Genomic DNA, 26,446 nt, shown 5'->3' with positions numbered 1-26,446 from the left:
AATCAGGCCCGTAAATACCCTCCTGGTATTTCGGGCCGCCGCCCAGGCCGGTACACGCCCGGCCTGGGCTCACGCGGCTTGTCGCCGCGCCGGGGCATCCCTGCCCCGGATTAACCCGGCCTATATTTATAGGCCGGGTTAATAGTATCTTGGTGAGGTCAGCCGGTAGGACGAAGTGAGGAACGACAAATCGGCAGGATTGATGAAAAGTATCCCTGTTTTCCACCCTACCGGGCGCGTCGCGTCCCAATTCTCTCCTGGAGGATTTGTGCCGATCTGCACGGCGGAACAGCCCCCAGTGTGCGGACAGGGATGGTCCGGCACGAGCCGCATCGTTCTCGATCACAACGCGGCCAGGGCATCGCGCAGACTTCTTACCGGCACGATCTCCAAATTCTTGATTCCCCCTTTCGCGACATTCTTGGCGGGCGCCAAGGCATGGGTGAACCCGTGTTTTGCGGCCTCCTTGAGCCTTTCCTCGCCGTTTTGAACCGGCCTGACCTCGCCGTTGAGTCCCAATTCCCCGAATACCACCCAGTCCTTCGGAATGGGACGGTCCCGGTAGCTGGACACCACCGCCAAGGCCACCGCCAGATCGCCCGCGGTTTCGGTAAGGCGCAGCCCACCCACCATATTGACGAAAACGTCCTGATTGAACAAAGGGATTCCACCGTGCCTATGGAGCACCGCCAACAGCATGGCCAGCCGATTTTGTTCCATGCCCACGGCGACCCGGCGCGGTGTCGGCGAATGGGACTCATCGACCAAGGCTTGAACTTCCACCAGAAGAGGCCGGCTGCCTTCGCGCATCACCATCACGACGCTGCCGGGAGCGTCTTCCTCGCCGCGCGACAAGAATAGCGCCGAAGGATTGCGCACCTCTCTGAGCCCGGTTTCGGTCATGGCGAATACGCCAAGCTCGTTGACCGCGCCGAAGCGGTTCTTGAACGCCCGAATAACCCGAAACCGGCTACTCGAATCGCCCTCGAAATAAAGCACGGTATCCACCATGTGCTCCAGCACGCGGGGGCCCGCCAGGGCGCCTTCCTTGGTGACATGACCGACGAGGAATACGGTCGTCGGCGTCTGCTTGGCATATCGAACCAATTGTGCAGCACACTCCCTCACCTGAGCCACGGAGCCCGGCGCCGATTGCAGAATTTCGCTGAACGTGGTTTGGATCGAATCGATGACCAGAACGTCCGGCCGGGCCTCCGATGCAACGGCCAAGATCCGCTCCAGCGAGGTTTCGGCAATGATCTGCACGCCGGCGCAAGACAGTTGCAGCCGCTTGGCGCGAAGGCTTACCTGCCTTATGGATTCTTCGCCGGTCACATAGAGCACCCGCTGGCGTTCGCTCAAGGTAGCGAGGGTTTGCAGCAAGAGGGTCGATTTGCCGATACCGGGATCGCCGCCGATCAGGATGGCGGAACCTGTGACCAGTCCGCCGCCCAAGACTCTGTCGAATTCTTCGATGCCGGTCGGCGTTCTGAAAATTTCTTCCGCTTCGACCTCCGCGAGCGAGACGGGAGACGCGCGTTCGGAGGCCCCTGCATAGCCCGAGAAGCGCGAGGCGGACGGCGCCACCCGATCCTCCACGCCTTCCACCATCGAATTCCAGGAATTGCAGGCCGGACACTGTCCGGACCACTTGGTTTGAGCGTGCCCGCACTCGGTACAGCGAAACACGATCTTCCGGTCTTTGGTACGGCTTACGGCCACGGTTTACCCCCGCTGACCAAAGCGTTCACATCCTGCCGAAAATGCACCGTCACCGCATCGAAGCCGATCTCGCGCATGGCGCCCAAACCCTTATCGAGAGGCATGACGTGATCGGGAGATTCGTCGCTGAAAAGGTGAACGATCCACTGTTCCAAAAGGTCGATGCGGTTAAGCTCGGTAAACGTACGGAAGTATTGCCTTACCTCTTCCTGAGTCGACTGCAGATGGGTCAGGGAATCGTCCAGGGCATAGCGATCGCCGTTGACGAATACCCCTCCCGGCTTTAGAACGCGAAAGATTTCTTCGAGCACTCGGACACGATAGCTATTCAGAAAGTTGTGCAGCGTATAGGCCGAGGCGGCGACGTCTATGCTTGCCGACGGCACTCCCTGTAGATAGGACAGAGCATCGTTTTCGACCAGTCGCAGGCGTCCATGCTCCAAAACGCCGGCCAGATTCCGACGCGCTTGGCTCAACATGGTGGATTCGTTGTCGACCGCAGTAATCATCGCATCGGATCGTGCGCGGATGAGATTCATAGTCGTCACGCCGGTGCCGCAGCCGAGTTCAAGCAAATTTAACGATTCCGTCGAAACCTTGGGCGTCCAGCCGGCCACGAACTCGCCGACTCGCCGGCTCATGTCGGCCGCCGCGGGACAAATCCGCTTTAGCATTTCGTATTCTTCCCCGATCGGGCCGGAAAAAAGTTTTTCAGCAGTCACTTCATTCATGATCGATCATTAAGAGTTACAAATTAAGCATCGGTTCACGGTCGATAAACAATGCGGTAAATCGCCCCGGCCTTATCGTCCGATACCAATAGCGCTCCATCGGGCATTTCCAAGACATCCACCGGTCGGCCGAGGACTTCGCCGTTGGGCCGCAACCAGCCTTCCGCGAAAATCTTGTCGTTGACGGGTTTTCCCCCGCGGAATTCGACCATCACGACCCGATAGCCGACGGGCGCACTTCGATTCCATGAACCGTGCTGGGCGACGAAAAGCTGGCCCCGATATTCGGCCGGAAATTGCTTGCCGGTGTAAAAGCGCATGCCGAGCGGTGCGACGTGGGCCGGATACGTCCACGCGGGCGACTCGAATTCGGCGCAGGATTTCCCTTTGCCGAAAGACGGATCGACGATGTCCTTGCCATGGCAATGCGGAAATCCGAAATGCAGCCCCGGTTTCGGCGCATGATTCAGCTCATCGGGCGGCACGTCGTCGCCCATCCAGTCGCGTCCGTTCTCGTTCAACCACAGTTCTTTCGTTTCCGGATGCCAGTCGAAACCGACGGTATTGCGGATGCCGCGAGCATAAATTTCGAAGTTCGAGCCGTCCTTGTCCAATCGCGTCAGCGTCGCGTAAATGTCTTTTTCGGAAAGGCAGACATTGCAGGGAGCGCCCACGGGGGCATAAAGCTTCCCGTCCGGTCCCACTCGCAGATATTTCCAGCCGTGGTGCACATCCTCGGGATAGCGGTCGAAGACGATCTCCGGCTTGGGTGGGTTCGATACCTGCCGCCCGATGTCCTTGAACCTCAGAATGCGCGGAATCTCCGCAACATACAGGTCGCCATCGACATAAGCGATGCCGTTCGGCATGTTCAAGTTCTCGGCCAGCACCTGGACCTGATCGGCTTTGCCATCGCCGTCCCGATCGCGCACTGCGTAAACCTTGCCCTCCTCCATGCTGCCTACATATACGGTACCGTCGTTCCCCAAAGCCAAAGACCTGGCGTTGGGCGTCTGATCGGTGTAGAGCGCGATTCGAAAACCGGGAGGGAGCTTGATCTCGCTCAACAGCGCTTCGGCCCGGACTTCGGCGCAGACCGTCAAACCGAGCGCACACGCCGCGAGCTTCAGCCAAGAATGTTCTCTTACGTCCATACGTCTCCCTCAATGAGCTGAAAGATTCATGAAAGGCTTGGAGGGCAAAATTGTGTTTACGGCGAACGACTTGATTTTTAATGCTTCGCCTCCAAATATGGTAACACCCACGATTTCCATAGGTGACCGACAATCATGCGCATATTTCTCTTTCTGCTCACTAACGCCGCGGTACTGCTTCTGATCAGCATCGTTTTCCATGTCTTGGGGCTCGGCAACTTTCTCACCCAGCGCGGCGTTCATCTGAACCTCGACGGCTTGCTCCTGATGTCCGCCATCATCGGCATGAGCGGCTCCTTCATTTCGCTGATGATGTCCAAATGGATGGCCAAACAATCCATGGGCGTCTACGTGATCGAGCAACCGACCAATCAAACCGAGCGCTGGCTGGTCGACACTGTCCGGCGCCACGCGCAGCAGGCCGGCATCGGCATGCCCGAGGTAGGGATTTTCGATTCCCCGGAGCCCAATGCGTTCGCGACCGGCATGAACAAGAACGATGCTCTCGTCGCCGTCAGCACCGGTCTTATGCACCACATGAATGCCGATGAAGTGGAAGCCGTTTTGGGACACGAGATCAGCCACGTGGCCAACGGCGATATGGTCACCCTGGGCCTTATTCAGGGCGTAGTGAATACGTTCGTCTACTTCTTCGCCTCCATCGCGGGCCATCTCATCGACCGGGTGGTGTTCCGCTCGGAAGATGACCGTGGCGGGTATGGACCGGCCTATTATTTGACGCAAATTGTGGCGCAAATATTCCTCTCCATTCTGGCGACGATGGTTGTCATGTGGTTCTCCCGCTGGCGCGAGTTTCGCGCCGATGCCGGCGGCGCGCGCCTGGCCGGTCAGAACAGGATGATCGGAGCCCTGAGGGCCTTGCAGCGAGCCCATGACCATAGAGATTTGCCCGGCGAGTTCGCTGCGTTTGGAATCAACGGCGGTTTAGGCTACGGCTTCAAGAAACTCTTCATGAGCCATCCTCCGCTGGAGGAGCGTATCGCCGCTCTGCAGAATCTGCGCTAACGTAAAGCGCCCTTGCCGCCCGCCCGAGAACCCCATCCGGGCGGGCTTTTTTATCGATTGACCACGGGACTACATCCATGAGCATCGAATGGTCGGACCTACTGAGCGAAAGCGAGGCTACCGCCGATTTTCGGGCAAAGGGCGAAGGATCGGCGTTTTGCGGTTTGGCCGATTTAGGCTTGTTGCGGGTTTCCGGCGTCGATGCGGAGACTTTTCTGCAAGGCCAATCGACTTGCGATATCGCCAGCCTTGGGTTCGACGAATCCGGGCTCGGAGCTTTTTGTAATCCCAAGGGCCGCGTCATAGCGAGCTTCCGTGTCCTTCGCCGCGTCGAAGGTTATTACCTCTTTGTGCCGGCCGATTTGGTGGAGGCGATACACAAGCGCCTTCGCATGTATGTGCTGCGCTCGAAAGTTTCCATAGAAAATCTGACGCCGCACTGGGGATTCATCGGGCTTTTCCGGCCCGGCTCCGGGCTTCTCGATGGCCAGGGCGGCGACGTGCTGGCGGTCCGCGTCGACCAAAGCTCCGCGCGCATTCTGATTGCCGCACCGAACGAGACCGCCAAGCGACTCTGGGAAGGTCTCCGGTCGTCATCGGATTACAGCCTGGTCAGTTCCGGTGCGTGGCGCTTGAAGGAAATCGAAGACGGTCTTCCGAGCGAAACGCAGGTGACCAGCGAGGAATTCCTCCCGCAGATGCTCAATCTCGATATTCTGGGCGGCGTCAGCTATCGCAAGGGTTGCTATACCGGGCAGGAGGTCGTGGCACGGACGCACTTTCTCGGGCACCTGAAACGACGGATGTTTCGTCTTCGAACGATCAGCGAGCACGAGCCCAAGCCCGGCGATCCGCTCTATCAGTCCGGCGAAGCCGATGGGCAGCGGGTCGGGCAAGTCGTCGCTGCGGCGCCTGAAGCGGAGCGGAGTTTTCAATTGCTGGCGGTTCTGCCTCTCGACCGCGCTCCAGATGCCGATCTCCGGCTCTTTCGACCCGACGGTCCGGCCGCCGAGTTTCTAACTTTGCCCTATACTTTCGACGTTCCATAACAATAATGCGGATAGAGTTCAGTCAAATATGGACCTAAGAAACGAGCAGGTCTTTCTCGATTACATCAAAGCCGCGATCGAGAACGATAAATTGCAATTGCCCACGATTCCGGAAGTCGCCCTCAAGGTTCGCCAAGCGATCAACAAGGACAACGCGTCGGATGCCGAGATAGCAAAAACGATTTCGTCCGATCCGGCGCTTTCCGCGCGGCTCCTGCAAATCGCCAACAGTCCGCTCTACAGGGCCAGGCAGAAAATCGACAATCTTCAAGCCGCCATCACCCGAATGGGACATAACACCATCCGCAGCTTGGTGATGAATTTGGCGATGAAGCAAGTTTTCAAACCCACTTCCCTGTTGTTGGAAAGCCGTTTTCACGACATTTGGCAACACAGTCTCAATGTCGCCGCCGTGAGCCGCGCTTTGGCGCTGCGCGCCCGTCCGCTGGATCCCGACCAAGCCATGCTTGCCGGGCTTGTTCATCAGATCGGTAAACTGCCGATCCTCGCGTTGGCGGAAAAGTTTTCCGAACTATTGGAAGATGATGCGGTGCTGGAAAACCACCTCGAGAATTTGCACACGCAGATCGGCAAAATCATCATGGAAACTTGGGGGCTCCCCGACAGCTTGAGCCGTGCAGCCTGGGAATATAGGGATTTCGAGAGAGGCGGCAACCCCGCGCCGGATTATGTGGATCTGGTGCAGGTCGCTTATCTGGAAAGCGTGATGGGCACGAAGGCAGCGCCCGATGTCGACCTTTCGGGCGTCCCGGCCTTCACCAAGCTCGGACTCGATCCCGAAATCGAAGTCCTGGAAATCGAAGGCGTCGCCGCCGAAGTCGAAGAAGCACAGCAACTGTTTGCGTAAGCGCAAAGTAGATCGGCAATCCTTTGCCGACAAACCCGTTTGTCGACCGGCTTTGCGTCGGGAAGGGATTCCCGACCTACATGGCGACACGAGTTCGTAGGCCGGCAATCTTTTTGCCGGCGAGTCCGCCATAGCTAGGCGATTCGACTCAAGGCTGATAACGCGGCGCGGACTCCAGCCATTCATGCCATACCGCCATGCCCACGGCCAGAATCACCGGTCCCACGAATAAACCTATGAACCCGAAGCTGGCCAACCCGCCCAAGACTCCGAACATCACGACCACGAACGGAATGCGGGTGGTGCGGCTGATGACCAGGGGGCGGACCAGGTTGTCAATCCAACTCACGACCAAGGTTCCCCAGAGGAACAACACGGCTCCGGCCCAATAGTCTCCGTTCAGCATCAGCCACAGGCTTGCGGAAATCCAGACCGCTACCGTCCCGAAAGGGATCAGCGCGAAAAACGTGGTAAATGCGGCGAGAAGGACCGGCGCCCTGATGCCGACAATCCAGTACCCTATTCCGGCCATGACGCCTTGGGCTATAGCCGTCAGTACAATGCCGTAAACGACCGCCTTGACGGTCACTTCGGTGGTGGAAAGGTACTCGTCGGCGCGTTCGCCGAGAGCCAGCAACAACCCTTGACGCACCTCATAAATCAACCGGTGCCCGTCGCGGTAAACGAAAAACATCAAGAATACGGTGAAGAAAAGCTTCGCGCCCAGGTAGCCGACGCCTTCCAACATGCCCACGACTCTACCGGAAAGTCCGGTCAGCCAAGGCAATACATACCGGCGCATCAAGCCCTGCAAGTCCTCGAATTGATCGAATATGAACTGTAGCTCGGCGCCGAGAATGGGAATCTTGCTTAACCATTCGGGCAACTCCGGTTTCTGGTCCAGCCAGGCGGGGAGTCGCTGGAAAAACTCGACCATTTCGGCCTGAAGAATAATGGTCAGGCCGATAAACGGAATGATCAGCAAGGCGGCCAAAAGCAAAGTCATGGTAAGCGCGCTGAGGCTGCTCCGTCCTTCCAACAAGCGCGTTAGGCGAACGTGGAGAGGCCATGTCGCATAAACCAAGATCACGGCCCAGCCGATCGGCTGCAGGAAAGCGCTCATGACCTGGAAGATCAAGAACACCAGTACGGTCAAAAAGACGCCTAGCGTGATAAAGCGCAGAACTCTGTCGATGGTTAGTCTCCCCGACGTGATAGAGGCGGTTCCTTTTCCGTCAAACCTGCCTGTTTGGCTGAAGCCATATGCCCAAAAACATTGCGATACTCAGAAGCTCATGTAGGGCGGAATAGCGTACTCGCGTATTCCGCCGTTCCAGTCGGCGCATTACGCTAGCGCTAATGCGCCCTACGAAGGCTTCTGATAGCCGCCTTCGCAGCACGATACGCAGAAGCGTTTCTTTTCCCCGTCGAGTCGAAGCGCCGTCAACTCCCCTCCCCACAGGCAGCCGGTATCGATCCCGTAAACATCATCGTCGGCATAAAACCCTAAGGTCGACCAATGGCCGAAAACGATTTCGGCCCCGGCGCTTTTCCGTCCCGGCACCTTGAACCAAGGCATCAGATGAGACGGTTGCGTCCCGGGACCGCCTTTCTCCTTGAAATCGGTACGCCCGTAGCGGTCGCAGTACCGAACGCGCGTAAAACAGTTGGTGATGAAACGCAGCCTGTCCCATCCCTGCAAGGTCTCTGTCCAAAGATCGGGTTGATCGCCGTACATATGCCGAAACAGCTCAACGAAATCATCGCCCTGCAAACAGCTTTCCACCTCCTTGGCATAACGTTCTGCATCCTCCGCACTCCACTGGGGCGGCAAACCGGCGTGAATCAAGTAAAATGCTCCGTCTCGAAACAATAACGGACGGCGGCGCAACCAATCGACGAGGATGTCGCGATCGGGAGCGGTGAGGACATCGGAAAACGTGTCCTTGCGCTTTGTCCTCGACACGCCGTGTGCCACGGCGAGAAGATGCAGGTCGTGATTGCCGAGCACGGTAACGGCCCTGTCCCCCAAGGATCGGATAAACCGTAGAGTCTCCAGCGATTGCGGGCCGCGGTTGACCAAATCGCCCGTGAACCAGAGCCGGTCCTCAGCCGGATCGAAACGGATCTGGTCCAGAAGACGTTGAAGCTCGGCGAAGCAACCCTGTACGTCGCCAATTGCGTATATCGCCATCGATCAGTGCAAGGTTCGCGGAATGGCCAGGGTGAACGACGGTATTTCGGCATCGAAATGCTCACCGTCATCGGCAATCATTTGATATTCGCCTCGCATCGTGCCCACCGGCGTTTCGATCATGGCGGCGCTGGTATAGCGAAAGGATTCGCCCGGAGAAAGATGAGGCTGTTCACCCACTACCCCTTCCCCGCGGACTTCCTGTATCTTTCCGTGCGCATCGGTGATGATCCAGTGCCGGGATACCAATTTCGCGGGCACGTCGCCGGCGTTCCGGATGGTGATGGTATAGGCGAACACATAGCGGTTCGTCTCCGGGGAGGATTCGGCTTCCAGATAATCGGTTACGGCGTCGATATCGATACGATACTTGTTGTTCATGGCTTGGACTATGGTTACAGACGATTGTTTTTTTGCCGATAGTTTAAACGGAAGAGAGTTCTTCAAGCACCTTTCGCAACCGCCGATGCCCCGGGTACCAGGCCCAATGCCGTTAAGTTAAGCCGTCATGCCGGCAGGGAAAGGTCCGACTAAAGCGACCGTTTGCGATTGGAATGCCGGCATCCAGAGTACAGGGATGTGATCCGAGCCGATGCCATCCTTGGCTTCTAGATTCCGGCAATCCATGCCGGAATGACGAGGTGGGGCTTAACTTAACGGCATTGGTAGCAGGCCCCTCACCAGGCGGTGTGCTCAGCACTATCCGGCAATTTGAGGGAATGTCTTTCCGACCGAACCAAGTTTCGCTATGTTAAAAAAAGCCATGCTCGTTCTTGCCCTGCTCGCGTCGACAACCGTTCTGCAAGCGGAAGATCCGAATCAGGCACTGTTCGCCGCGGCCGCATCCGGGCAGCTGGAACGGCTGGATTCGCTGCTCGCCCAGGGCGCGGACGTCAACGGCAAAAACGGCGCCGGCCGCACGCCGCTGATGGCGGCGGCATTTTCGGGCAATGTCCGCGTGATCAGAAAGCTTTTGAGTTTCGGCGCCGATCCCGATGCAGCGGACCAGCGCGGGGTGACCGCGCTCATGGAGGCTGCCGCGCAAGGCTACGAGGATGCCGTCAGGGCGCTGATCGCCGGCGGAGCGGACGTTTCCGCAAAAGAAAATTCAGGACTCACGCTTATCGATCGAGCCAAGAAAAGCGGGCATATGCGGATCGCAGCGATATTGGAACAAGCCGCGATGGTTAAACCCGTCTCGGAAGGCAAAACGGATGACGGAACGTCCGCGAACAAAAACCCGGACAACGTCAAGAAATAACGGACCGAACCTAAGAGGACAGGATCGTGCACATTCATATTTTGGGCATCTGCGGGACATTTATGGGCGGTTTGGCGATCATGGCCAAACAAATGGGCCATCACGTCACCGGCTCCGACCAAAACGTTTATCCCCCCATGAGCACCCAGCTCGAGGAGCAAGGAATCGCGCTCATGAAAGGATACAGCCCGGAGAATCTGGACCCGGCGCCCGACCTGGTCGTGGTAGGCAATGCCATCTCCCGCGGCAATCCGGAAATAGAAGCGGTGCTCAATCGGGGACTCGCCTACACGTCGGGTCCGCAGTGGCTTTATTGCTATGTGCTGAAGAACTCCTGGGTGCTGGCCGTGGCCGGAACGCACGGCAAAACGACCACATCGAGCATGCTCGCCTGGATACTCGAAAGCGCGGGACTCAAGCCCGGCTTTCTGATCGGAGGCGTCCCACTCAATTTCGGCTTGTCCGCGCGTCTGGGCGACGGCCGGTTTTTCATCGTCGAAGCCGACGAGTACGATACCGCTTTTTTCGATAAACGTTCCAAGTTCGTCCATTACCGGCCGCGCACGACGATTCTCAATAACCTGGAATTCGACCACGCCGACATTTTTCCCGACCTCGCCGCAATCCAGCGGCAGTTTCACCACTTGATACGCAGCATTCCGGGAAACGGGCTCATCATCGCTCCGGAGACGGACAAAACCCTGGCCGAAGTCCTGCAAATGGGTTGCTGGACGCCGGTCGAGAAAACGACTTTGGAAGTAAATCCCGAGAACGCCGTTTGGCGTGCTGCTCTGTTGGCACCCGACGGCAGCCAATTCCAGCTTTACCACCAGGGACGGCCCAGCGGTGTCGTGGAATGGAGCCTGACCGGCCGCCACAACGTGATGAACGCGCTTTCCGCCATCGCCGCAGCTCACCATGCCGGCGTAAGCCCCGAAGAGGCCGCGGCCGCGTTGAGCATGTTCAAGAATGTCAGACGCCGACTGGAAGTACGCGCCCGCATCGACGGAATCACCCTTTACGACGATTTCGCCCACCATCCCACCGCCATCGCCACGACGCTCGAAGGCTTGCGCGCGCGTGTCGACAGCGCCCGCATCATCGCCGTGTTGGAACCCAGGTCCAACACCATGCGCATGGGCGTTCACGCCGATACGCTTGCCGATTCCTTGAAGGCTGCCGATCAATCCATCATTTTCCAACCCGAAGACCTCGGTTGGGACGCCGAGCAGGCAATTCAGGGAGCCGAACACATTAGCGTATGCCGCTCGCTGGATTCAATCGTGGAGCGACTGGCGAAAGACGCCCGCCCCGGCGACCATCTGGTTTTCATGAGCAACGGCAGCTTCGGCGGGATTCACAAAAAGGTCGAGGACGCTTTGCGCGCGGCTATGTAATGTACGCACCGCGCGCATTTGCCGCTCAGTGCCAAAACGGCTTGGCCTATCGGAAGTGTAAGGGTAGGAGCCGCAACCGGGTGCGATTCGGATCAATGGTGAGCAACGCACCTTCTTCCAGCTCGGCCGTCATTTGCAACAGGGCATCGCTAACCGGCTTGCCGATTGCGCCCGGGCTGACATCCTCGGCACGAATTTGCACGACGCTGGGTTTCTCGCCGTGGGTTGCCGCAAGAATCGCGCTGAAGTCCAGGTCGTGCGTGAGCACCACGTAGCCGTTAGCCTTGGCGAAGGCCATGATTTCCGCGTCCGGGGCATTGGCTGCGCCCAGTGTAGACCAGTGCGCCGCCTCGAAGCCCGCGTCAGCCAACAGGCTGACCCAGCGCGGTGACAGATTCATGTCGACCAATAACTTCATGCGCTCGCCAGCGTAATTTCCCGTTCTTCCGCACGCCACGCGGCGTAGCGTAGCGCCTGTAGGATATCCTCGCGTTCGAGGTAGGGATAATCCGCGAGGACCTCTTCGATGCTGTGCCCAGCTCCGATTTGGCCGACGATCATACCGACCGTTACCCGCATGCCACGGATGCACGCCTTGCCGCCCATGACGCCGGGTTGCTGAGTAATGCGGTTTAGTGATTCCATGTTCATCTCCTCATCTTAATTTATTGCGAGACTAGGCTATTGAGACCAAATTTCAAGAACTATTTTCGAACATGAACCTATGCGTTGCGCACGTTCCCCGGCTTAAGGTCATGGCGTAGAATGCTGGTCCAGGATTAAATATGCAGAAATCAGTATTGGAATTTACTCCATGAGAACCACGTTATTGACCCGGCCTATAAATATTGGCCGGGTTAATCCGGGGCAGGGATGCCCCGGCGCGGCGACAAGCCGCGTGAGCCCAGGCCGGGCGTGTACCGGGCCTGGGCGGCGGCCCGAAATACCAGGAGGGTATTTACGGGCCTGATTAATAGATATCGACGACCGCTTGCTGAGTGAGGCCAATGAACATGTCAGTTTGACTCGTTTGATCGAGGAAGGTCTTTCGATGCGACTGCGCACTTCGCAACGTTCTGGCAAGATGCGCCAGGTATTGCCGGTCTACGCCGGACGGGGTGGATTGCGGCCGACGATACGCGACACATTGACCCAGCGCACCCTACTCGAGGCGGCAGATGAAGCGGATTCGGCCCAGTGACGCCCGATGTCAATGTCCTTTTGGCCGCCTCTAGGCAGGATCATCCGCACCATCAGTCGGCCCTGGCTTGGCTGGAGATGCCCTAGCCAAAAGCGTCGAAGGGCAATCGTTGGCCATTTTGCCGGTGGTGGCTTCGGGATTCCTGCGCCTAGCCACGCATCCCAAGGTTTTTAGGTTTTTGTGGAGCCTACGCCCCTTGATGCGGCTTTGGCTTTCCTGCGTGCCGTGCTGGATTCGCCAGGGATGGTCCTACCTTCGTTGGGCGACGAATGGCCAGAGGTCGAGCAATTGTGCGTGCGACACAATCTGACCGGCAATGCGGTCCTGGATGCCTGGATTGCCGATGCAGCGCAAAGCCATCATTTGCACCTGGTGACTTTCGACAAAGGCTTTAAAGGCTTTCGTAAATTGCTGAAGTCCAGCATGGTGACGGTGCTCAAGGCGTGAGGTATCAGTACACAAATGCGTTCAATACGTTCCCTGCATGGCTTGTGGGTCCGCGATTCTTGGCCGCCCGGTGGGTTTGTAGGATGGGCTCAGATACGACAAATCAGCAGGACGACCGATTACTAGCCTCATTCCTGACGCTCATCCTTCGGGCCGTGCCTCGCACGTTCCAATCGACCAAAGCCATCTCAGGCTTTCGGCGCAGGGCAAACGTCGTTTACCACATTCGGCTCCCGGCGAATTGGTACGCGGCAAGCAGCGCGAAAAACACCGGACGGGGATTGTGCGGCATGAACCGCACCCGCATGGTTCGCGGTACATGGCTCGTAGATCGGTAATTCTTTGCCGACGACCGTATCTGAGGGCAAATGACCTTAAGGAGCTCTGAACAAGTGGATTCCGTTCATGCCCCTTCGATAGGCTCAGGAGAGCGTTCGACAAGTCTGTCCTGAGCCGACTCGAAGGACTTAATCAGAGCTTCCTTAAGGATCAAGAGCAGCCGTGTAGAGTATGGCACCAGGCTCGCTGCCCCGAACTGGAGGTCCTGGTTACCGTCATAAAAAGTATAAAAAAGGTTCTATAATTATTCTTTTTCTGCTATATCCCCAATATGGCTTTCGAATATGACCAGGACAAAAGCTCTGCTAACAAGCACAAACACGGAATTGATTTCGATGAGGCGCAAACTTTGTGGGACGATCCCGATCTTATCGAGATTCCAGCGAAGACAGTGGACGAACCGCGCTATTTGGTCATAGGCATGATCGGCGGCAAGCATTTGTCAGCGGTCGTCACCTATCGAAACGAGAACATCCGTCTGATTTCCGTCAGGCGCTCCCGGAAAGAAGAGATAGAAATCTATGAAAGCTTCGGATTTTGACGAGAAATTTGATGCAGGCGAGGACGTGACGGCCATGCTCGACCTTGAAAAGGCGCGCCGCCCCGGCCTGGAGCAGAAGCGCGTCAATGTGGATTTTCCCGTCTGGATGGTGCGTTCGCTCGATCGAGAAGCGCATCGGCTAGGTGTGACTCGTCAATCCCTAATCAAGCTCTGGCTAGCGGATAAGTTGCAACACCACTAAGAGCCTACCAGGCCGTTCGCCCTGAGCCTGTCGAAGGGCCTGTCCTGAGCCGAGTCGAAGGGTTTTTGGGACCTACCGGGATAGGCTCTAAGCCGTCGAAGAATAGCCAAATTTGCTTTGAGCCACCGAAAGACTGCCCTGCCTGGTCAATTTGGTACTGGGATTCCTTTGTCACCCCAACCTAAGCACTTCCGTCGTTGGGCGACGAATGGCCGGAGGTCGAGCAATTGTGCGTGCGACACAATCTGACCGGCAATGCGGTCCCGGATGCCTGGATTGCCGATGCAGCGCAAAGCCATCATTTGCACCTGGTGACTTTCGACAAAGGCTTTCGTAAATTGCTGAAGTCCAGCATCGTGACGGTGCTCAAAGCATAAGGTATAAGGTACGCATACCCCGTATGGCTCGTAGGTCGGCAATCCTTTGCCGACAAATGTGTTCAAAAGGACACACAATTGTCAGGGGCGAAGTGCAATCATTCGTGATTTTTATATGACAGGGCTATCCCAAAACTGGACGCAATGAAGCCTATTTCCGTCATCATCGTCAACTTTAACGCTGGCCATTTTCTTTCCGACTGTGTGCGCTCGGTGCTTGCATCCACCGTACCGATCGAAGCAATCGTCGTCGACAATCGGTCCACCGACGACAGCATGGATATTCTGCGCCGTGATTTTCCGGACGAAGATCGGTTGAAAATCATCGAAAATCAGGAAAACCTCGGCTTCGCCAAAGCGAACAATATCGCCCTGCCTGTCGCACAAGGCGACTATCTCCTATTCCTGAATCCGGACTGTCTGATTCGGCCCGACACGCTCTCCAGAATGCTAACCGTGATGGAGCAGCACCCGCAGACCGGAATGGCGGGCTGCCTGATCCTCAACCCGGATGGCAGTGAACAATCCGGCTGCCGGCGCGCCGTTCCGACGCCGTGGCGGACGTTTGTTCGGCTTACTCGGCTGTACAAGTTCTCGAAGTATCATCCAAAACTAAATAGCTTTATCCAGACAGATGTTCCCCTGCCGACCGAACCGGTCGGCATCGAAGCCATTTCCGGCGCGTTCATGCTGGTGCGACGCGGCGCCCTGGAAAAGGTCGGGCCTCTAGACGAAGGCTATTTCATGCATTGCGAGGATTTGGACTGGTGCATGCGATTCCGGCAGGCGGGATTCCAGATTCTTTTCGTACCCGACATCGAAATCCTGCACGTCGGCGGCGTTTGCAGCGCCTCGCGGCCGGCCTTGGTGGAATACTACAAGCACAGAGGGATGGTTCGCTTTTACAGAAAGTTCTTCCGCCATCAATATCCGACCGGTCTCATGTGGCTCGTTATGGCGGGTATCGGTATTCGGTATTTCATAAGATCGTTGGCCGTTATGATCAGTCCGAAAAAGAAGGGCGACATTGCCGACTCCTCGAATACACATCCTGAACCGGTCGAATCGGTCGAACATCCTCTCCCTAACCGGCGGGCAATCGTCACCGGAGCCACCAGCTTAATCGGCGATTTTTTGTTACCCGCTTTGCTTCGAGCCGGTTTCGAGGTTCACGCCATAAGCCGCAAACCGCCGATCCGGCCAGCTCATCGGCATGTTGTTTGGCATCGACAGGACATCAGTAGCGGCGGATTCGCTGACACCTACGGGGCCGAAATATTGATCCATTTAGCCCCTTTATGGACGTTGCCGCCTATACTGGACAGCCTCGCCGGAAGCGGAATAAAGCGCATCGTTGCCTTTAGTTCAACGAGTCTTTTTACGAAAGAGAACTCGGGTTCCGATCAAGAGCGGCAGATGGTAAATAAACTGAAAAAGGCCGAGGAAGATTTACAAGCTTTTTGCACAAACCGGCATATCGATTGGACGATCTTTCGTCCCACGATGGTCTACAGGTTGGGAAGGGATAAAAACGTCACGACCATTGCCCGTTTTATCAAGCGATTCCGGTTTTTTCCCTTGGTCGGAACCGGAGATGGATTACGCCAGCCCGTTCACGCAGAAGACTTAGCGCTAGCCTGTCTCGATGCAATAGATAATCCGAAAACATTCAACAAGTCTTATAACCTGAGCGGCGGAGAGATTCTTAGCTATCGGGATATGGTAAATCGAGTATCCCTACATATCGGAGCAAAATGCAGGATTATCCATATCCCTTTACCACTTATGCGATTTGCCCTAGGTTGGTTATCCAATTTACCTGGTTATGAGAAAGTGACGCCAGAAGCCGCGAACCGCATAAATTCGGACATGTGCTTTGACCATTCCGATGCAACTTTTGATATTAACTTTACACCACGCCATTTTCTAAAATATTGATTACATCGATCCAAGCATTTATGACAGATACCACATTATTTGTCAGGCTTATCCACTAATGACCACTTTATTGACGAAATTAGCAATCTTGTTTCGTAGCCTGAACAATTCGAGCGGTGCCAGAAGTCCCTTATCCATTATTCCTCTGATATCTAAAGACTTGACCTTCCGAGTACGTTGAATGGCTTTACGCTTTTTCAGCATGGCTGGAATGCCTTTTATAGCGTCTATTTTTGCATTTAATATCACTCGGCCCTGACCAAGAAGAGCAAACCAAATTATACTTGAGATATTCAAAATCAGATGTTGTGGAAGATAAATCCAAAATAAAACAGATGGCATATTTTTTATATATGTCCATACGATATTGCGATGGCCATGGTAAACCGAGAAGTCACTGTGCTGGCCCGTTGAAGCTGAACCAACGTGTGCAACTACAGCATCAGGTACATAAAGGCAGCGATATCCGGCAAGACGCATGCGGAAACCTAGATCTACATCCTCCACATAGCAGAAATAATCCTCATCAAAGCCACCCACATCTAGGAAGGCATCTTTATGATAAAGCGCCGCAGCCGCACAAGGAGAGAAAATCTCTTCGGGTTCCGCATAGCTATCTATTGCTGTAGACCCATGCCCCCGCCGCCACACTAATCCACTCGTATGATACGCGTCCCCGACACCATCTAGCAGTTTTGGGTTATTAGCGACTACTAAACGGCTTCCGAAAAACGAATATTCCGGATAATTAATTGTTGCCTTGAGTAGATTATCGAGCCAGTCCGGCTCCGGAAATGCATCTGGATTTAACAGAGCGATCCAATCGCACTCCTTGTCTTTTACTAGCTGGGCTGCCACATTATTCCCACCAGCAAAACCTTTATTTTCGCCCAAACAAATGATTTCAGCAGATTCCAGCGCAGATTGAGCGCTCACTAGAGAATCGTCAAATTCGCCATTATGTATAACTATCGTGCGAAACTCCTGGAATGTCTGCTTTTGGAGCGACGATAGGCATTTCCTTAAGAGGGTACCGGAATTCCAGCTGACGATGATGACAGCGATCTTAGACATAGAATCCATAATATGGAATTTGCTCAGCTATTGAAGAGCAAAGGAGTTCTCATGTTCACGGAGCCTCGGCATGAGACTACTTGATCTGCAAACCCGAATCTTCAAAATCAGCTATCACGCGCAGAACGGGTGGTAGCTGATTTGGTTCCTCTCCTTAGGGGCATGCCTTATAAGCGGCGAGCGTATCAGCCATTGACCCCATAAATCGGGCTTGACCGCCATCAAGATAAAGACCGCGATTACAGACACGCTCTAGCAAATCAAGGTTGTGTGAGGCCAGCACCAGAATGCGTGACTTGTCTACCAGTGCGCTCATGTGCGCCTCCGCTCTAGCACTGAAGGACTGGTCAGTCACGCTCAGCCATTCATCGAGCAGCAATATGTCAGGTTCGATGGAGATCGATAATGCGAAATTAAGCCGCATCAACATGCCCGACGAATAGGTGTGAACGGGCATAGCGAGATAATCTCCAAGCTCGGATATGGCCGCGACCTTCTCGGCGAATGCCTCATGATTGTGCCTGGCGACGCCAAGCAGAATGGCACGGGACCGAATGTTCTCGTATCCGGTAGCGTAAGGATCAAGTGCAACGGATGGATCGATAATCGCCGAGATACGGCCCTTGGCGCTCACATGCCCTTGTTGTGGTCGATAGATTCCAGCGAGGATACGCAACAAGGTCGATTTACCCGAACCATTAGCGCCGACAATACCTAGCCGGTCGCCCTCATGCAAATCGAAAGAAAGTGAAGAAATCGCCTGAACGACGAAATGATTACCCGCATCGCGCCCAAGCCGACCACCCGTGCCAAAGGAGATTAGCTCTTTTTTGAGGGACTGTCCGCCTACGCCATAGACTCGGAAAGCCAGCGAAACGGCTTCTACGGTAAGGTGCGTTCTAGACATTCTTACACCAAATAGGGAACGCGATGGCCAGCGCGGCGCATGAGCCATGCTGCGACAAATGCGGAAACGAGATTAGCGGAAACAAGGAAGCCCCAGGTAAGCATTTCCGGTGCGTGGCCAAGGAGAGGTGCGCGGATCGCTTCAATCATGTGATAAAAGGGATTGGCCTCAGCGAGAATTGCCTTGCGCGCCAGCATGTCTTTCAAAAACATGATCGGGGTAATAAACATAACCACTTGCACGATGCTGGTCACTATATGTGGTACGTCGCGAAAGCGTGCACAGACGATGGCGAGTAACAAGCCCATCGTGAACAGCAGGCTAAAGACGAGCAAGAGCCCTGGCAGAACGAGCAGTGTGTTGAAATTCGGCCAAATACCGAAGGCGATAGCGACGATGAGATAAACGATGAAATTATGCGCCATGAGCAGACCGTTACGTGTTAGCACCCGCAGCACATGGATCCCGAGCGGTAAGGGCAAGTTACGGATGATCTGAGCATTTGTAGTAAAGGCGGTACAGGAATCTGTCATTGCTCCAGCGATGAACCACCAGGCGAGGAAACCGGTCGTCACATGTGGCATATAGACATCGAGCGGCAAATCGAAAACCGTCGCATAAATGAGGGACAATGTAGCAACTAGAATGCCTAAATTAAGCACCAGCCAAAGCGGTCCTAAAAGCGAACCACGATAGCGCGAGCGTATGTCCTGACGCCCAAACCACAGCCAGACCGGCCAATGCATAAGAGCGGAGAAGAGTGATGTAGCAACAGACGGCATCGAATGGAACCTCGGGTCAAATGCGACCGGCTTTGAACAAAAGGCGGTTGAACCCACGCACCGAGACCGGAAGTGCTCTCGCCCTCAGATCCTCGCCCATCGCGGCAAGCTCTTCTTCCGAGTAACCACGCGCCAACCGAAGGATATCGGCAATCTGGTATGTTCCTCGAAAGGCAAGATCGCGTTTTATGGGCATGTTCAGGAGTTGATTGGCGACAAGACCAATAGTGTGCGTCGGATTGCCTAGTTCGCAGCTTTTGATAAGTAATTCATTCAAAAAATGTTTGATCCAATCGAAGGAAATGTCCTGTCTGTCAACAGAGCGACCGGTCTCAGACACAATGCCTAGGAACGTTCCAATCCTCCTTAACTGCTCAGGATATTGCATAACAAGCTGAGCATTTAAGAACAAGACAGACATGAGAGAGGTCATGTCCTTCGTATTAGTCTCATCAATCCGTTGGGAAAGAGATCTTGAGGTCACTACAGAAAATGGCAGGGAGGCCGCTTTCGTCAAAGCTCTACTCAAGCCAAACTCTCCCTTAACGATTGTGTGATGGCGGCCATCGAAGGGTAAATAGCTGTCCCAGTATTTCCTGAAGTGCACGCTGTTCAGCGCATTATTGTCGAGCATGATAAGAAACGATTGCGCATGATAAACCGGTACATAACTTTCATATAGGCATGCCCAGTGTTTGCCGCAATTCGTCACACTCTCAATCAACGCGGTCGTATGCTTGTTGAAATAGAGACTGTCGTTGACAAGGATGAGATTCTTTACCCTTCTTGCGAGAATCTGCCGCCTTAGTAAGGCCAGAATCAATGCTTTCCATACGCCAAAATCGCGGCCACGCATTTCACGGGGAATGATGTGAACTTGCGGAAACTCTTCTTTGAGCCACGCCGCGACCTCGTCCTTCGCGACGGCAACAACGACGGTGTAATGATTAGCAAGAAGTGCTTCTACAAGGTGGCGTATTGAGAATTGAAGGATATTAGTAGGGTGCGGCGTGACGAACGCGAGCCGTTCCGCTCCTGTCTCCTCAATCTTGTGGAAGAGGCCATCATAATTTTTCCGTTTACCGAAAAATACACGAGGTAAATCGGTGAGATATGACCAGATATCAAAAAGAAAGCAAATAGACACAAGCACGACGCGAAGGATAAAGCCCCTCATAGGATTTTGGTCTCAGGAAACGGTTATAGATCTAACGAGACTGGAGAAAAACCCTACTTTTGAGCAATTTCGGGTCGGTAACTCGTTGGTTGCACATAAACTGAATTTTCGAGTTAAGCGTTTCTCTACACTCTCAACATGTATCTATCAATCTCGCTTGGAAAAAACATATTAAAGCCTTTTACCAGAGATTTGTTTGATGTTTATTGGTGTTCTTTAGATGTGAAGATAGAGGTCCAATCAGGCAATACTGCTTCTGCTTGTGCTCGCGCAACCTTCCATAAAGAGATAGCTTCGCGACAGATGTCGGCATTCGAATCAAGGTTCAGCTGCAAAAGGGCGCGGCGAAAAATTCCCATCGCTTCTTCGGGTTTATTCATTTGCAAGATCGCTACACCGGCTTGTACCATGGCACGCAAAGCGAGAATCTTTGGCCTAGATGTATAGGCGAGATAAGGCCGATCTTCCGTTGGCCCACGTTGCACCCGCTCGAAAAGCACAAACGCAACTTCACGATCACCAGCAATCAACTTTGCACAGGCTTCCTCGAACACCGCGGGCCAATATAGCGATGCCGCCTCCTGTGAAAAAAGAGGAGCAACCCGTTGCGCATCTTCGCATAATGCGGCGGCGCATGCGAAGGCCTCAACTGCGTCCATGGATTCGATAGCATGGCCATGGCGGGCAGCCATTGCAGCGTAAAACAAAAAACAGGGAAGAAAGAACGGGGCAATTTGTGTGTATTCCTCAAACGAGGCGCAGCGGAGCAAAGTTTCGCGACACGAGTCCAAATCAGTAACATCGAGTCCGTATTCTTGCTTTATGCCGAAAACGATTTGTTTCCCAATAGGCAATGATTCTTCAAAATAGCCGTCATTAATCAACTCCTTAAATATACGATATGAAAAACCGAGACCAAGTGCACCACTATTAGTATTGGCAACTTTTTTGCGCAGGTATGTTATATAGCACTCTCGTTCACCCTGACTGTCGGTACAGAGTATCAACGGTGTATTTGAGGCAAAAGCAACTAGTTTTTCGTTTTCGACTCGTACTTCATGATAGGCAAATCCGCTTTTGTGCAGCAACTCTGTAAGAGCATGTTGGCTAAAAAGCCCTCTGTGCATACCAGGGCTTAGTGCCGCTAACATGATACTGCCAACATTATTCTCTTGGATAAAATCCGCATGCGGTGTCGTTAAAATAAGCACGCCATTATTTGCAAGATAGCCTTTGATGTCACGTAGGAATGATAGTGGATCGTCAGTATGTTCTATAACTTCCGATGAATTAACTCGATCAAAACGACGCCCCTTGATTTCTTCGATTTCTTCGTTCAGATACTTCGGATAGATTGTCACGCCAAGCAAGGATTCGCCAATCTTACCATAAGCTCCAGCTTCGAGACCAACTCCTTCGCCTCCAATAATTTCCTTCCAATAATCGAGAGTAAAACCGAATCCACAACCGACATCAAGTAAAGTCATATGCGCGGACGGATTTGTCTGCTGAATATTGCGTACCATGCTATCAATACCAGCTCCGACATGCAGATAATAGTCGGTGTAACAGACAGGAATGTAGGCATCTGCAGCGCTAGCCTCGTCGCAGAGATAGTCTCCAAATTTATCTGCCTTGGCAGTCAGTGAATTGCATCTTTTGCATTTATAAAAGGCAACGCAACCGAGTGATGGAACTACATGTGGCACGGTAATCACATGTGGCATGAACTCTTTTATGCCACAAGCAAAACACGTTAATTCTATTGCCGCGCCATCGCTCCATATAAATGAATAGGTATTATCAACCGCACTTGAACATCCCATATTTGTACTTAACTTTTCTGAATAATTCATTGCATTATTTCCGTTCGCGTCACGGGTTGTTTGGCCCCGATTTCAAAAAGCAGAGAATTTGTCCGTACGGTCGAGTAATCATATTAGATAGATTCTTCTGTTAGACTGGTAAGCTGAACCAATCATCGATTATCGGGCGCAATGCTTCAATATGAGGTCTATACTCCACATTGTCGGTGAGAATGTCAGCAAGAACTTGAAGTTCCTGCAAAAGCAACCTAGATTCTTCCGGCCTTCCTTCGAGATTTCGCAGCAGGGCAGCCTCGATGAAGAAATATAAGAGTGGATTTTGTGGTAGGCGCGCTCCGAGTAATTTTTGCCCATCACGGAGCCGCATCATTATTCCAGAAATAGTAGTTGCGGCGGCGCCGTACTTCCGTTCGATCAGCGCATCCAGTCGACACTTTGTGGATCGAGCATCGTCGAGATTCCCATCATTCATGAGCCGCACTGCGGCTGAAAGAAGGGGTATTTCGCCTTCGACGCCTTCGATGCGTTCTCCGGTATCGGTGAAGCGTAATGGACTATCGATATCCGCGAGTCTCTCATTTGCCAACTGTCGCCAAGTCGAGTAATCCTTTAGCGTATAGACTCTATAGATGCCTTGATCCATGCAAGGACCGCAGAGTAACGCCTTGGCACGCCTAGATTGAATTTCCGTAAATGACGAGGAGAGGTAGTCATGCGCGACGTTGTTAGCCCGATCAAACGATGAGCAACAAAGCTTAACAGCACCGTCTACATCGATATCAATCCGGTTTTCAACCAGTTCACAGGTAGTACTATCCTTTGCATGCGCCGAAGCAATTTTCAGCTGATCAGATATGGGCACCAACAGTTTTTCGACGATGTCACTATCGGCCTCAGGTAAATCACCCCGGGTTGCTTTAAGCATATTCTCAACAGGCATGTAGTAAGCAATGCCTGGTATAAATGTGAACCGCAATTCCTCGCACAACTGAGCCATAAAGACAATATCGTCGCCAGAATTGTGTGTGTAACAGTGGTAGTGTAGGAATACTTTGGTTCGGTAACCGTGGCGTGTAATGAGGTCAGAGAGAGTGCGTAAGTTTACTTTGACGTCCTCAATGTCGCCGTTTGTGTGGCTTTGTTTGTAGTTGTCTTGAAAGAAACCCGAAAGGCTGACGACGAATTCGTCGGGACCAGCGGCAATTGCAGATTCTAGGTTGCGCGTGAAGTTCAGGTTCGAAGACAGTCCGACCCGGAAACCAGCCTGCCGGCTCATTGAGACGAGTTGGCCGATCTTAGGGTGTATTAAGGGCTCACCCCAACTATAGAGTGCAAGAAATACATCGGAGTAGCGACCCAGCAGTTCCGCTTGAAGTTTCTCAAGAATCTTGCCGAACAGAGCTACGTCCATCGTCCCACCAATCGATCCCGCGACACGAGCCTTACCAAAATTGCCAACTGGGCACGACGGGCACCTCAGATTGCAGGTGCCGACGACTTCTAGGTTAACAGTAAACTGTCCTAGCATAATATTAAATCTTTCCAAGCTGGACGTTGCATCGCCCTATGTATTCAGCCAGTCAACTCTTGTTGAATTCAACCCAGGAAAGCCGCAGCATCACTTCATTAGGTTCTGTAACTTAAGACCCCACTACTAAACGGTAGGTTGGGTGGTGCAAATCCTTTGTAGTCCCACTCCATAATGTTGTTTCCAAGCGTGCCTCGCAACCGCGCTATATCTTGGGCCCACCATTGTGGTAGCACTCCAAAATAATGATTCAACGCACGAGCCTCTCGCTCAGACCAATCTGCAAGCCACTCGATAACTCGGGAATCCACCTGGACCGGCTTATCCGTACTATTGACCGGCGGCAAGAACCCACCCGATGGCAAAACAAAACCAGAAACTAGAAAATCTGCTAAAGAAGAAATGAATTCGTCCTGATGATTTACGATATCGTCAAGGAATCCGACGAATATCCGATTTTCAGGTATATGGTTAACCCATTTTTTTAAGTTTTCATTCGAACTAGAGTGCGCAAGCATACCTTCGAAAGAACAGCGTACACCATAGTCAACATCTCTGCCGTTCAGAAGCTTTTGAAAAAGTTTCCAATCAGATATTAGTTTCGCCACGGGTTCCTTATGTTTATTTCCCCAGCAAAAATGCGAAACCAGGCGGCTTAAAGGATTGCGAAGCAGGAAGATAATCCGCACATGTGGCATCTTCTGCGACAAAAGACTAATTATTTCATCTGGGCACGCATCATACGTAGGGGTTATGTCTACAAAGCTTTTTGGTGAAGGCCAGCGAAATAGTTCGTCATACCAACTCCAGTCGCGATCGCCAAAAAGGAAAACTCTCCACCATTTAAGCTCTGTTATTGTCGCTTCACACAATGGATATCCCTTGAGAGCATCGAATTGGTCAACAAGAGCGTTCAATTCGGGTCGCCAGATGGCTTCACTGAGACCTAGAAAAGCCTGATTTCCACGATTTACGTCGAAGTTTAGGCGTTGATCTATGGTTGTTGCTCCAACTTGTCCATACACGTCAAGAAAGTGCAGTTCCTTAACCGGTGCGCGCCATATATCGGTAAAATAGCGGAAAAGTTCATACAGCCAAGTCGTTCCGGCTTTCATTTGGCCGATGCAGATAATCGGGAAAGGCTCTTTTTCTGATACCACTTCATACTCCGGCTTTGTATCCGCATACGGGATTTCATCCTGGTTAACTCGGTCCTACTGGTATGCTTCAGCTACCGCGTCCCATGCCATCTGTTCGTCCCAGTCTTCGACATAGTGCGCTGCGGAGTCTGTATTCACTCGCATCAAAGGTTCGGAAAACTCCGTCTGCGTCGCCAGCTCGAGGGTGCATTCTAGACCTAGACGTGGGCGCATTTCTGCCGCAAAGCGTTTTGCAAAAGCACCTTGCGTTTCCACATAACCACTCGGATTGAGCTTAGCCGTAGCGGTGCCAGAAGCGACTTCACCAAGATATCGCACATACGTCTTCGCAAGGAGTCCGACGAGGATGTTGTCGCGCACATAATCCGGGGTGTTGACGCGCGCGGTCTCTCCAGCCTTCCAGGTGCGCATTAGATACGCACAAAAGCGCGGTTCCTCCAGGGGACCAAAGGGATTCGGAATTACAAATTTATGGAAGGACAGTCCGATTTCATGGCAGCGGTGGTGTACGACAGCCGCGGTTAGCCCCTTTGACAGTCCGTAGGATGAGAAAGCAACAAGGGGAGTATTTCCCGCCCCTTCGTTCGGCTCGAAAACGCTGCCGGTGAGCACGACGCCTTTGAGGCCGCCTCCGGCAAGCGTCGCGAGCACACTGCGCAGATTCGCTGTGTTCTCAGCGAGCGCGCCGGCAATATCGAAATCGGGACTGCGATAATCGCCGACACGGGCGGCGTGATGGCACAAAAGGTCGTAGCCGCCGGTCCGCACCAGATCCACAAAACGCGTACCGCCGAAAGCGCAATCGCCGACGGTCTCCGCAATGGTCATAAGACGCCGCACCCGCTCGGCCCGCGCGCCTTGTGTATATGAATCGAGATTGCCCCTTAGCGGCGCCACGACATGATACCCTGCCTCCGAAAGCGCCTTGGCAAACCAGTAACCGGTGAACGAACTGGCGCCGGTTAGCAGGATTTTCATTTGAGACCCCGCATGAGTTCGATGCCGTGAAACTCTGGGTCGAGGTCCGGCCAGTTCCGGTCCTTATCTGAAATTTCCACCGGCTGTATCGGCCACTCAATATTGATCGCCGGATCGTTATAGCGCAGACCGCGCTCATTCTCAGGCGAATAGAATGCACCCGACAAATAGAAGGCTTCGACGTCATCGGTTAAAGTTACAAAAGCATGTGCGAATCCACGCGGCACGTACATCATGAGACGATTGTCTTCATTGAGTTCAGCGCCGAACCATTTGCCGAACGTGGGCGAACCCGCTCTCAAATCGACAATGACATCATAAAGCGCCCCCTTTATGGCGCGCACCACCTTGACCTCCGCCGCGGGAGGCAACTGATAGTGCAACCCTCGCAGGGTCCCCTTCTTGCTGCTTCGTGAATTGTTAATCTGCACGAACTGTGTTTCGAGACCTGCGTCGCCAAATTCTTTTTCGCAAAAAACGCGGGCGAAAAAGCCTCGGTCGTCGCCGCGTTTTTCCAGTTCTATCAGGTAAGCGCCTTCGAGTGGGGTTTTATGGAACTTCATAGGT

At 53.7% G+C, this 26,446-nt stretch carries 28 protein-coding genes; 11 read left to right on the top strand and 17 right to left on the bottom strand.

Going from position 1 to position 26,446, the window contains the following annotated elements; genetic code table 11:
• Positions 1 to 342: 342 nt before the first annotated feature.
• From radA to B2A78_RS22540, 3 genes are read right to left on the bottom strand one after another with little or no spacing between them, the layout of a single operon-like run.
• The gene (radA, locus tag B2A78_RS22550; protein WP_346425855.1) at positions 343 to 1,722 is read right to left on the bottom strand and encodes a DNA repair protein RadA; all 1,380 of its coding nucleotides are present in this window, start codon (positions 1,720 to 1,722) and stop codon (positions 343 to 345) included.
• Positions 1,713 to 2,453, bottom strand: a complete 741-nt coding sequence (locus tag B2A78_RS22545; RefSeq protein WP_077732302.1) for a class I SAM-dependent methyltransferase — start codon at positions 2,451 to 2,453, stop codon at positions 1,713 to 1,715. The genes radA and B2A78_RS22545 overlap by 10 nt, the downstream gene beginning before the upstream one ends.
• A 35-nt stretch (positions 2,454 to 2,488) precedes the next feature.
• Entirely contained in the window at positions 2,489 to 3,607 is a 1,119-nt protein-coding gene (locus tag B2A78_RS22540) for a sorbosone dehydrogenase family protein (protein WP_077732301.1), read from the bottom strand.
• Between the two features lie 132 nt (positions 3,608 to 3,739).
• Here B2A78_RS22540 and htpX point away from each other — a divergent pair, with 132 nt between their 5' ends.
• The 3 genes from htpX to B2A78_RS22525 all read left to right on the top strand — a co-directional run bounded on the left by htpX (position 3,740) and on the right by B2A78_RS22525 (position 6,550).
• Positions 3,740 to 4,633: a protease HtpX gene (htpX, locus tag B2A78_RS22535; protein WP_205780878.1), complete on the top strand. Its 894-nt coding sequence runs from the start codon at positions 3,740 to 3,742 to the stop codon at positions 4,631 to 4,633.
• 77 nt (positions 4,634 to 4,710) lie between these two features.
• Complete coding sequence (locus B2A78_RS22530; protein WP_077732299.1) at positions 4,711 to 5,682, top strand: folate-binding protein YgfZ; 972 nt, start codon at positions 4,711 to 4,713, stop codon at positions 5,680 to 5,682.
• 28 nt (positions 5,683 to 5,710) lie between these two features.
• Positions 5,711 to 6,550, top strand: coding sequence for an HDOD domain-containing protein (locus B2A78_RS22525; protein ID WP_077732298.1), 840 nt, complete (start codon positions 5,711 to 5,713; stop codon positions 6,548 to 6,550).
• A gap of 148 nt (positions 6,551 to 6,698) precedes the next feature.
• Here B2A78_RS22525 and B2A78_RS22520 read toward each other — a convergent pair whose 3' ends face one another.
• The 3 genes from B2A78_RS22520 to apaG form a co-directional block, all read right to left on the bottom strand.
• Entirely contained in the window at positions 6,699 to 7,706 is a 1,008-nt protein-coding gene (locus B2A78_RS22520; protein WP_139841112.1) for an AI-2E family transporter, read from the bottom strand.
• Positions 7,707 to 7,916: 210 nt separating this feature from the next.
• Complete coding sequence (locus B2A78_RS22510; protein ID WP_077732295.1) at positions 7,917 to 8,744, bottom strand: symmetrical bis(5'-nucleosyl)-tetraphosphatase; 828 nt, start codon at positions 8,742 to 8,744, stop codon at positions 7,917 to 7,919.
• Positions 8,745 to 8,747: 3 nt separating this feature from the next.
• Positions 8,748 to 9,125, bottom strand: a complete 378-nt coding sequence (gene apaG, locus B2A78_RS22505; RefSeq protein ID WP_077732294.1) for a Co2+/Mg2+ efflux protein ApaG — start codon at positions 9,123 to 9,125, stop codon at positions 8,748 to 8,750.
• Between the two features lie 367 nt (positions 9,126 to 9,492).
• Here apaG and B2A78_RS22500 point away from each other — a divergent pair, with 367 nt between their 5' ends.
• Positions 9,493 to 10,005 (top strand): ankyrin repeat domain-containing protein, encoded by a 513-nt coding sequence (locus tag B2A78_RS22500; protein ID WP_077732293.1) that lies wholly within the window; start codon positions 9,493 to 9,495, stop codon positions 10,003 to 10,005.
• Between the two features lie 26 nt (positions 10,006 to 10,031).
• Positions 10,032 to 11,402 (top strand): UDP-N-acetylmuramate:L-alanyl-gamma-D-glutamyl-meso-diaminopimelate ligase, encoded by a 1,371-nt coding sequence (gene mpl, locus B2A78_RS22495; protein WP_077732292.1) that lies wholly within the window; start codon positions 10,032 to 10,034, stop codon positions 11,400 to 11,402.
• 46 nt (positions 11,403 to 11,448) lie between these two features.
• On the opposite strand, the gene B2A78_RS22490 is transcribed toward mpl, so the two are convergent.
• Together B2A78_RS22490 and B2A78_RS22485 are read right to left on the bottom strand one after the other, a co-directional pair.
• Entirely contained in the window at positions 11,449 to 11,820 is a 372-nt protein-coding gene (locus B2A78_RS22490) for a DUF5615 family PIN-like protein (protein WP_077732291.1), read from the bottom strand.
• Complete coding sequence (locus tag B2A78_RS22485) at positions 11,817 to 12,047, bottom strand: DUF433 domain-containing protein (protein ID WP_077732290.1); 231 nt, start codon at positions 12,045 to 12,047, stop codon at positions 11,817 to 11,819. The genes B2A78_RS22490 and B2A78_RS22485 overlap by 4 nt, the downstream gene beginning before the upstream one ends.
• 406 nt (positions 12,048 to 12,453) lie before the next feature.
• On the opposite strand from B2A78_RS22485, the gene B2A78_RS22480 reads away from it, so the two are divergent.
• The 6 genes from B2A78_RS22480 (at position 12,454) to B2A78_RS26445 (ending at position 16,447) form a co-directional block, all read left to right on the top strand.
• Entirely contained in the window at positions 12,454 to 12,603 is a 150-nt protein-coding gene (locus tag B2A78_RS22480; protein WP_205780877.1) for a hypothetical protein, read from the top strand.
• A gap of 243 nt (positions 12,604 to 12,846) precedes the next feature.
• Positions 12,847 to 13,050, top strand: a complete 204-nt coding sequence (locus tag B2A78_RS26450; RefSeq protein ID WP_205780876.1) for a PIN domain-containing protein — start codon at positions 12,847 to 12,849, stop codon at positions 13,048 to 13,050.
• Positions 13,051 to 13,660: 610 nt separating this feature from the next.
• Complete coding sequence (locus B2A78_RS22470; protein WP_077732288.1) at positions 13,661 to 13,930, top strand: BrnT family toxin; 270 nt, start codon at positions 13,661 to 13,663, stop codon at positions 13,928 to 13,930.
• Positions 13,911 to 14,132: a CopG family antitoxin gene (locus B2A78_RS22465; protein WP_077732287.1), complete on the top strand. Its 222-nt coding sequence runs from the start codon at positions 13,911 to 13,913 to the stop codon at positions 14,130 to 14,132. The genes B2A78_RS22470 and B2A78_RS22465 overlap by 20 nt, the downstream gene beginning before the upstream one ends.
• A 197-nt stretch (positions 14,133 to 14,329) precedes the next feature.
• Entirely contained in the window at positions 14,330 to 14,509 is a 180-nt protein-coding gene (locus B2A78_RS22460) for a PIN domain-containing protein (RefSeq protein WP_086135718.1), read from the top strand.
• A 144-nt stretch (positions 14,510 to 14,653) separates the two neighbouring features.
• Entirely contained in the window at positions 14,654 to 16,447 is a 1,794-nt protein-coding gene (locus B2A78_RS26445) for a glycosyltransferase (protein WP_205780875.1), read from the top strand.
• 48 nt (positions 16,448 to 16,495) lie between these two features.
• Here the strand turns inward: B2A78_RS26445 and B2A78_RS22445 are convergent, their stop codons facing one another.
• The 9 genes from B2A78_RS22445 to rfbC form a co-directional block, all read right to left on the bottom strand.
• A complete protein-coding gene (locus B2A78_RS22445; protein ID WP_240502638.1) occupies positions 16,496 to 17,521 on the bottom strand; it encodes a glycosyltransferase family 2 protein in 1,026 nt (341 codons plus the stop codon).
• A gap of 154 nt (positions 17,522 to 17,675) precedes the next feature.
• The gene (locus B2A78_RS22440; RefSeq protein WP_168175525.1) at positions 17,676 to 18,428 is read right to left on the bottom strand and encodes an ATP-binding cassette domain-containing protein; all 753 of its coding nucleotides are present in this window, start codon (positions 18,426 to 18,428) and stop codon (positions 17,676 to 17,678) included.
• 2 nt (positions 18,429 to 18,430) lie between these two features.
• On the bottom strand, positions 18,431 to 19,210 hold the full coding sequence (locus tag B2A78_RS22435) for an ABC transporter permease (RefSeq protein ID WP_077732284.1): 780 nt from the start codon (positions 19,208 to 19,210) through the stop codon (positions 18,431 to 18,433).
• 16 nt (positions 19,211 to 19,226) lie between these two features.
• Positions 19,227 to 20,387, bottom strand: a complete 1,161-nt coding sequence (locus tag B2A78_RS22430; RefSeq protein ID WP_077732283.1) for a hypothetical protein — start codon at positions 20,385 to 20,387, stop codon at positions 19,227 to 19,229.
• Positions 20,388 to 20,590: 203 nt separating this feature from the next.
• Positions 20,591 to 22,243 (bottom strand): class I SAM-dependent methyltransferase, encoded by a 1,653-nt coding sequence (locus B2A78_RS22425; RefSeq protein WP_077732282.1) that lies wholly within the window; start codon positions 22,241 to 22,243, stop codon positions 20,591 to 20,593.
• Positions 22,244 to 22,343: 100 nt separating this feature from the next.
• The gene (locus tag B2A78_RS22420; protein ID WP_077732281.1) at positions 22,344 to 23,741 is read right to left on the bottom strand and encodes a radical SAM protein; all 1,398 of its coding nucleotides are present in this window, start codon (positions 23,739 to 23,741) and stop codon (positions 22,344 to 22,346) included.
• A gap of 98 nt (positions 23,742 to 23,839) precedes the next feature.
• Positions 23,840 to 24,901 carry a sulfotransferase domain-containing protein gene (locus tag B2A78_RS22415; RefSeq protein WP_077732280.1) on the bottom strand — a complete coding sequence of 354 codons (1,062 nt, stop codon included), beginning with the start codon at positions 24,899 to 24,901 and terminating at the stop codon, positions 23,840 to 23,842.
• A gap of 54 nt (positions 24,902 to 24,955) precedes the next feature.
• Positions 24,956 to 25,879: an NAD(P)-dependent oxidoreductase gene (locus tag B2A78_RS22410; protein ID WP_077732279.1), complete on the bottom strand. Its 924-nt coding sequence runs from the start codon at positions 25,877 to 25,879 to the stop codon at positions 24,956 to 24,958.
• Positions 25,876 to 26,442, bottom strand: a complete 567-nt coding sequence (gene rfbC, locus B2A78_RS22405) for a dTDP-4-dehydrorhamnose 3,5-epimerase (protein ID WP_077732278.1) — start codon at positions 26,440 to 26,442, stop codon at positions 25,876 to 25,878. The genes B2A78_RS22410 and rfbC overlap by 4 nt, the downstream gene beginning before the upstream one ends.
• Between the last annotated feature and the right edge of the window lie 4 nt (positions 26,443 to 26,446).

Origin of the sequence: Methylocaldum sp. 14B, from assembly GCF_002005105.1 — a bacterium.
Lineage (GTDB): Bacteria > Pseudomonadota > Gammaproteobacteria > Methylococcales > Methylococcaceae > Methylocaldum.
Note: the sequence above shows the minus strand (reverse complement) of the source record. Positions and strands in the feature narration are given on the sequence as shown.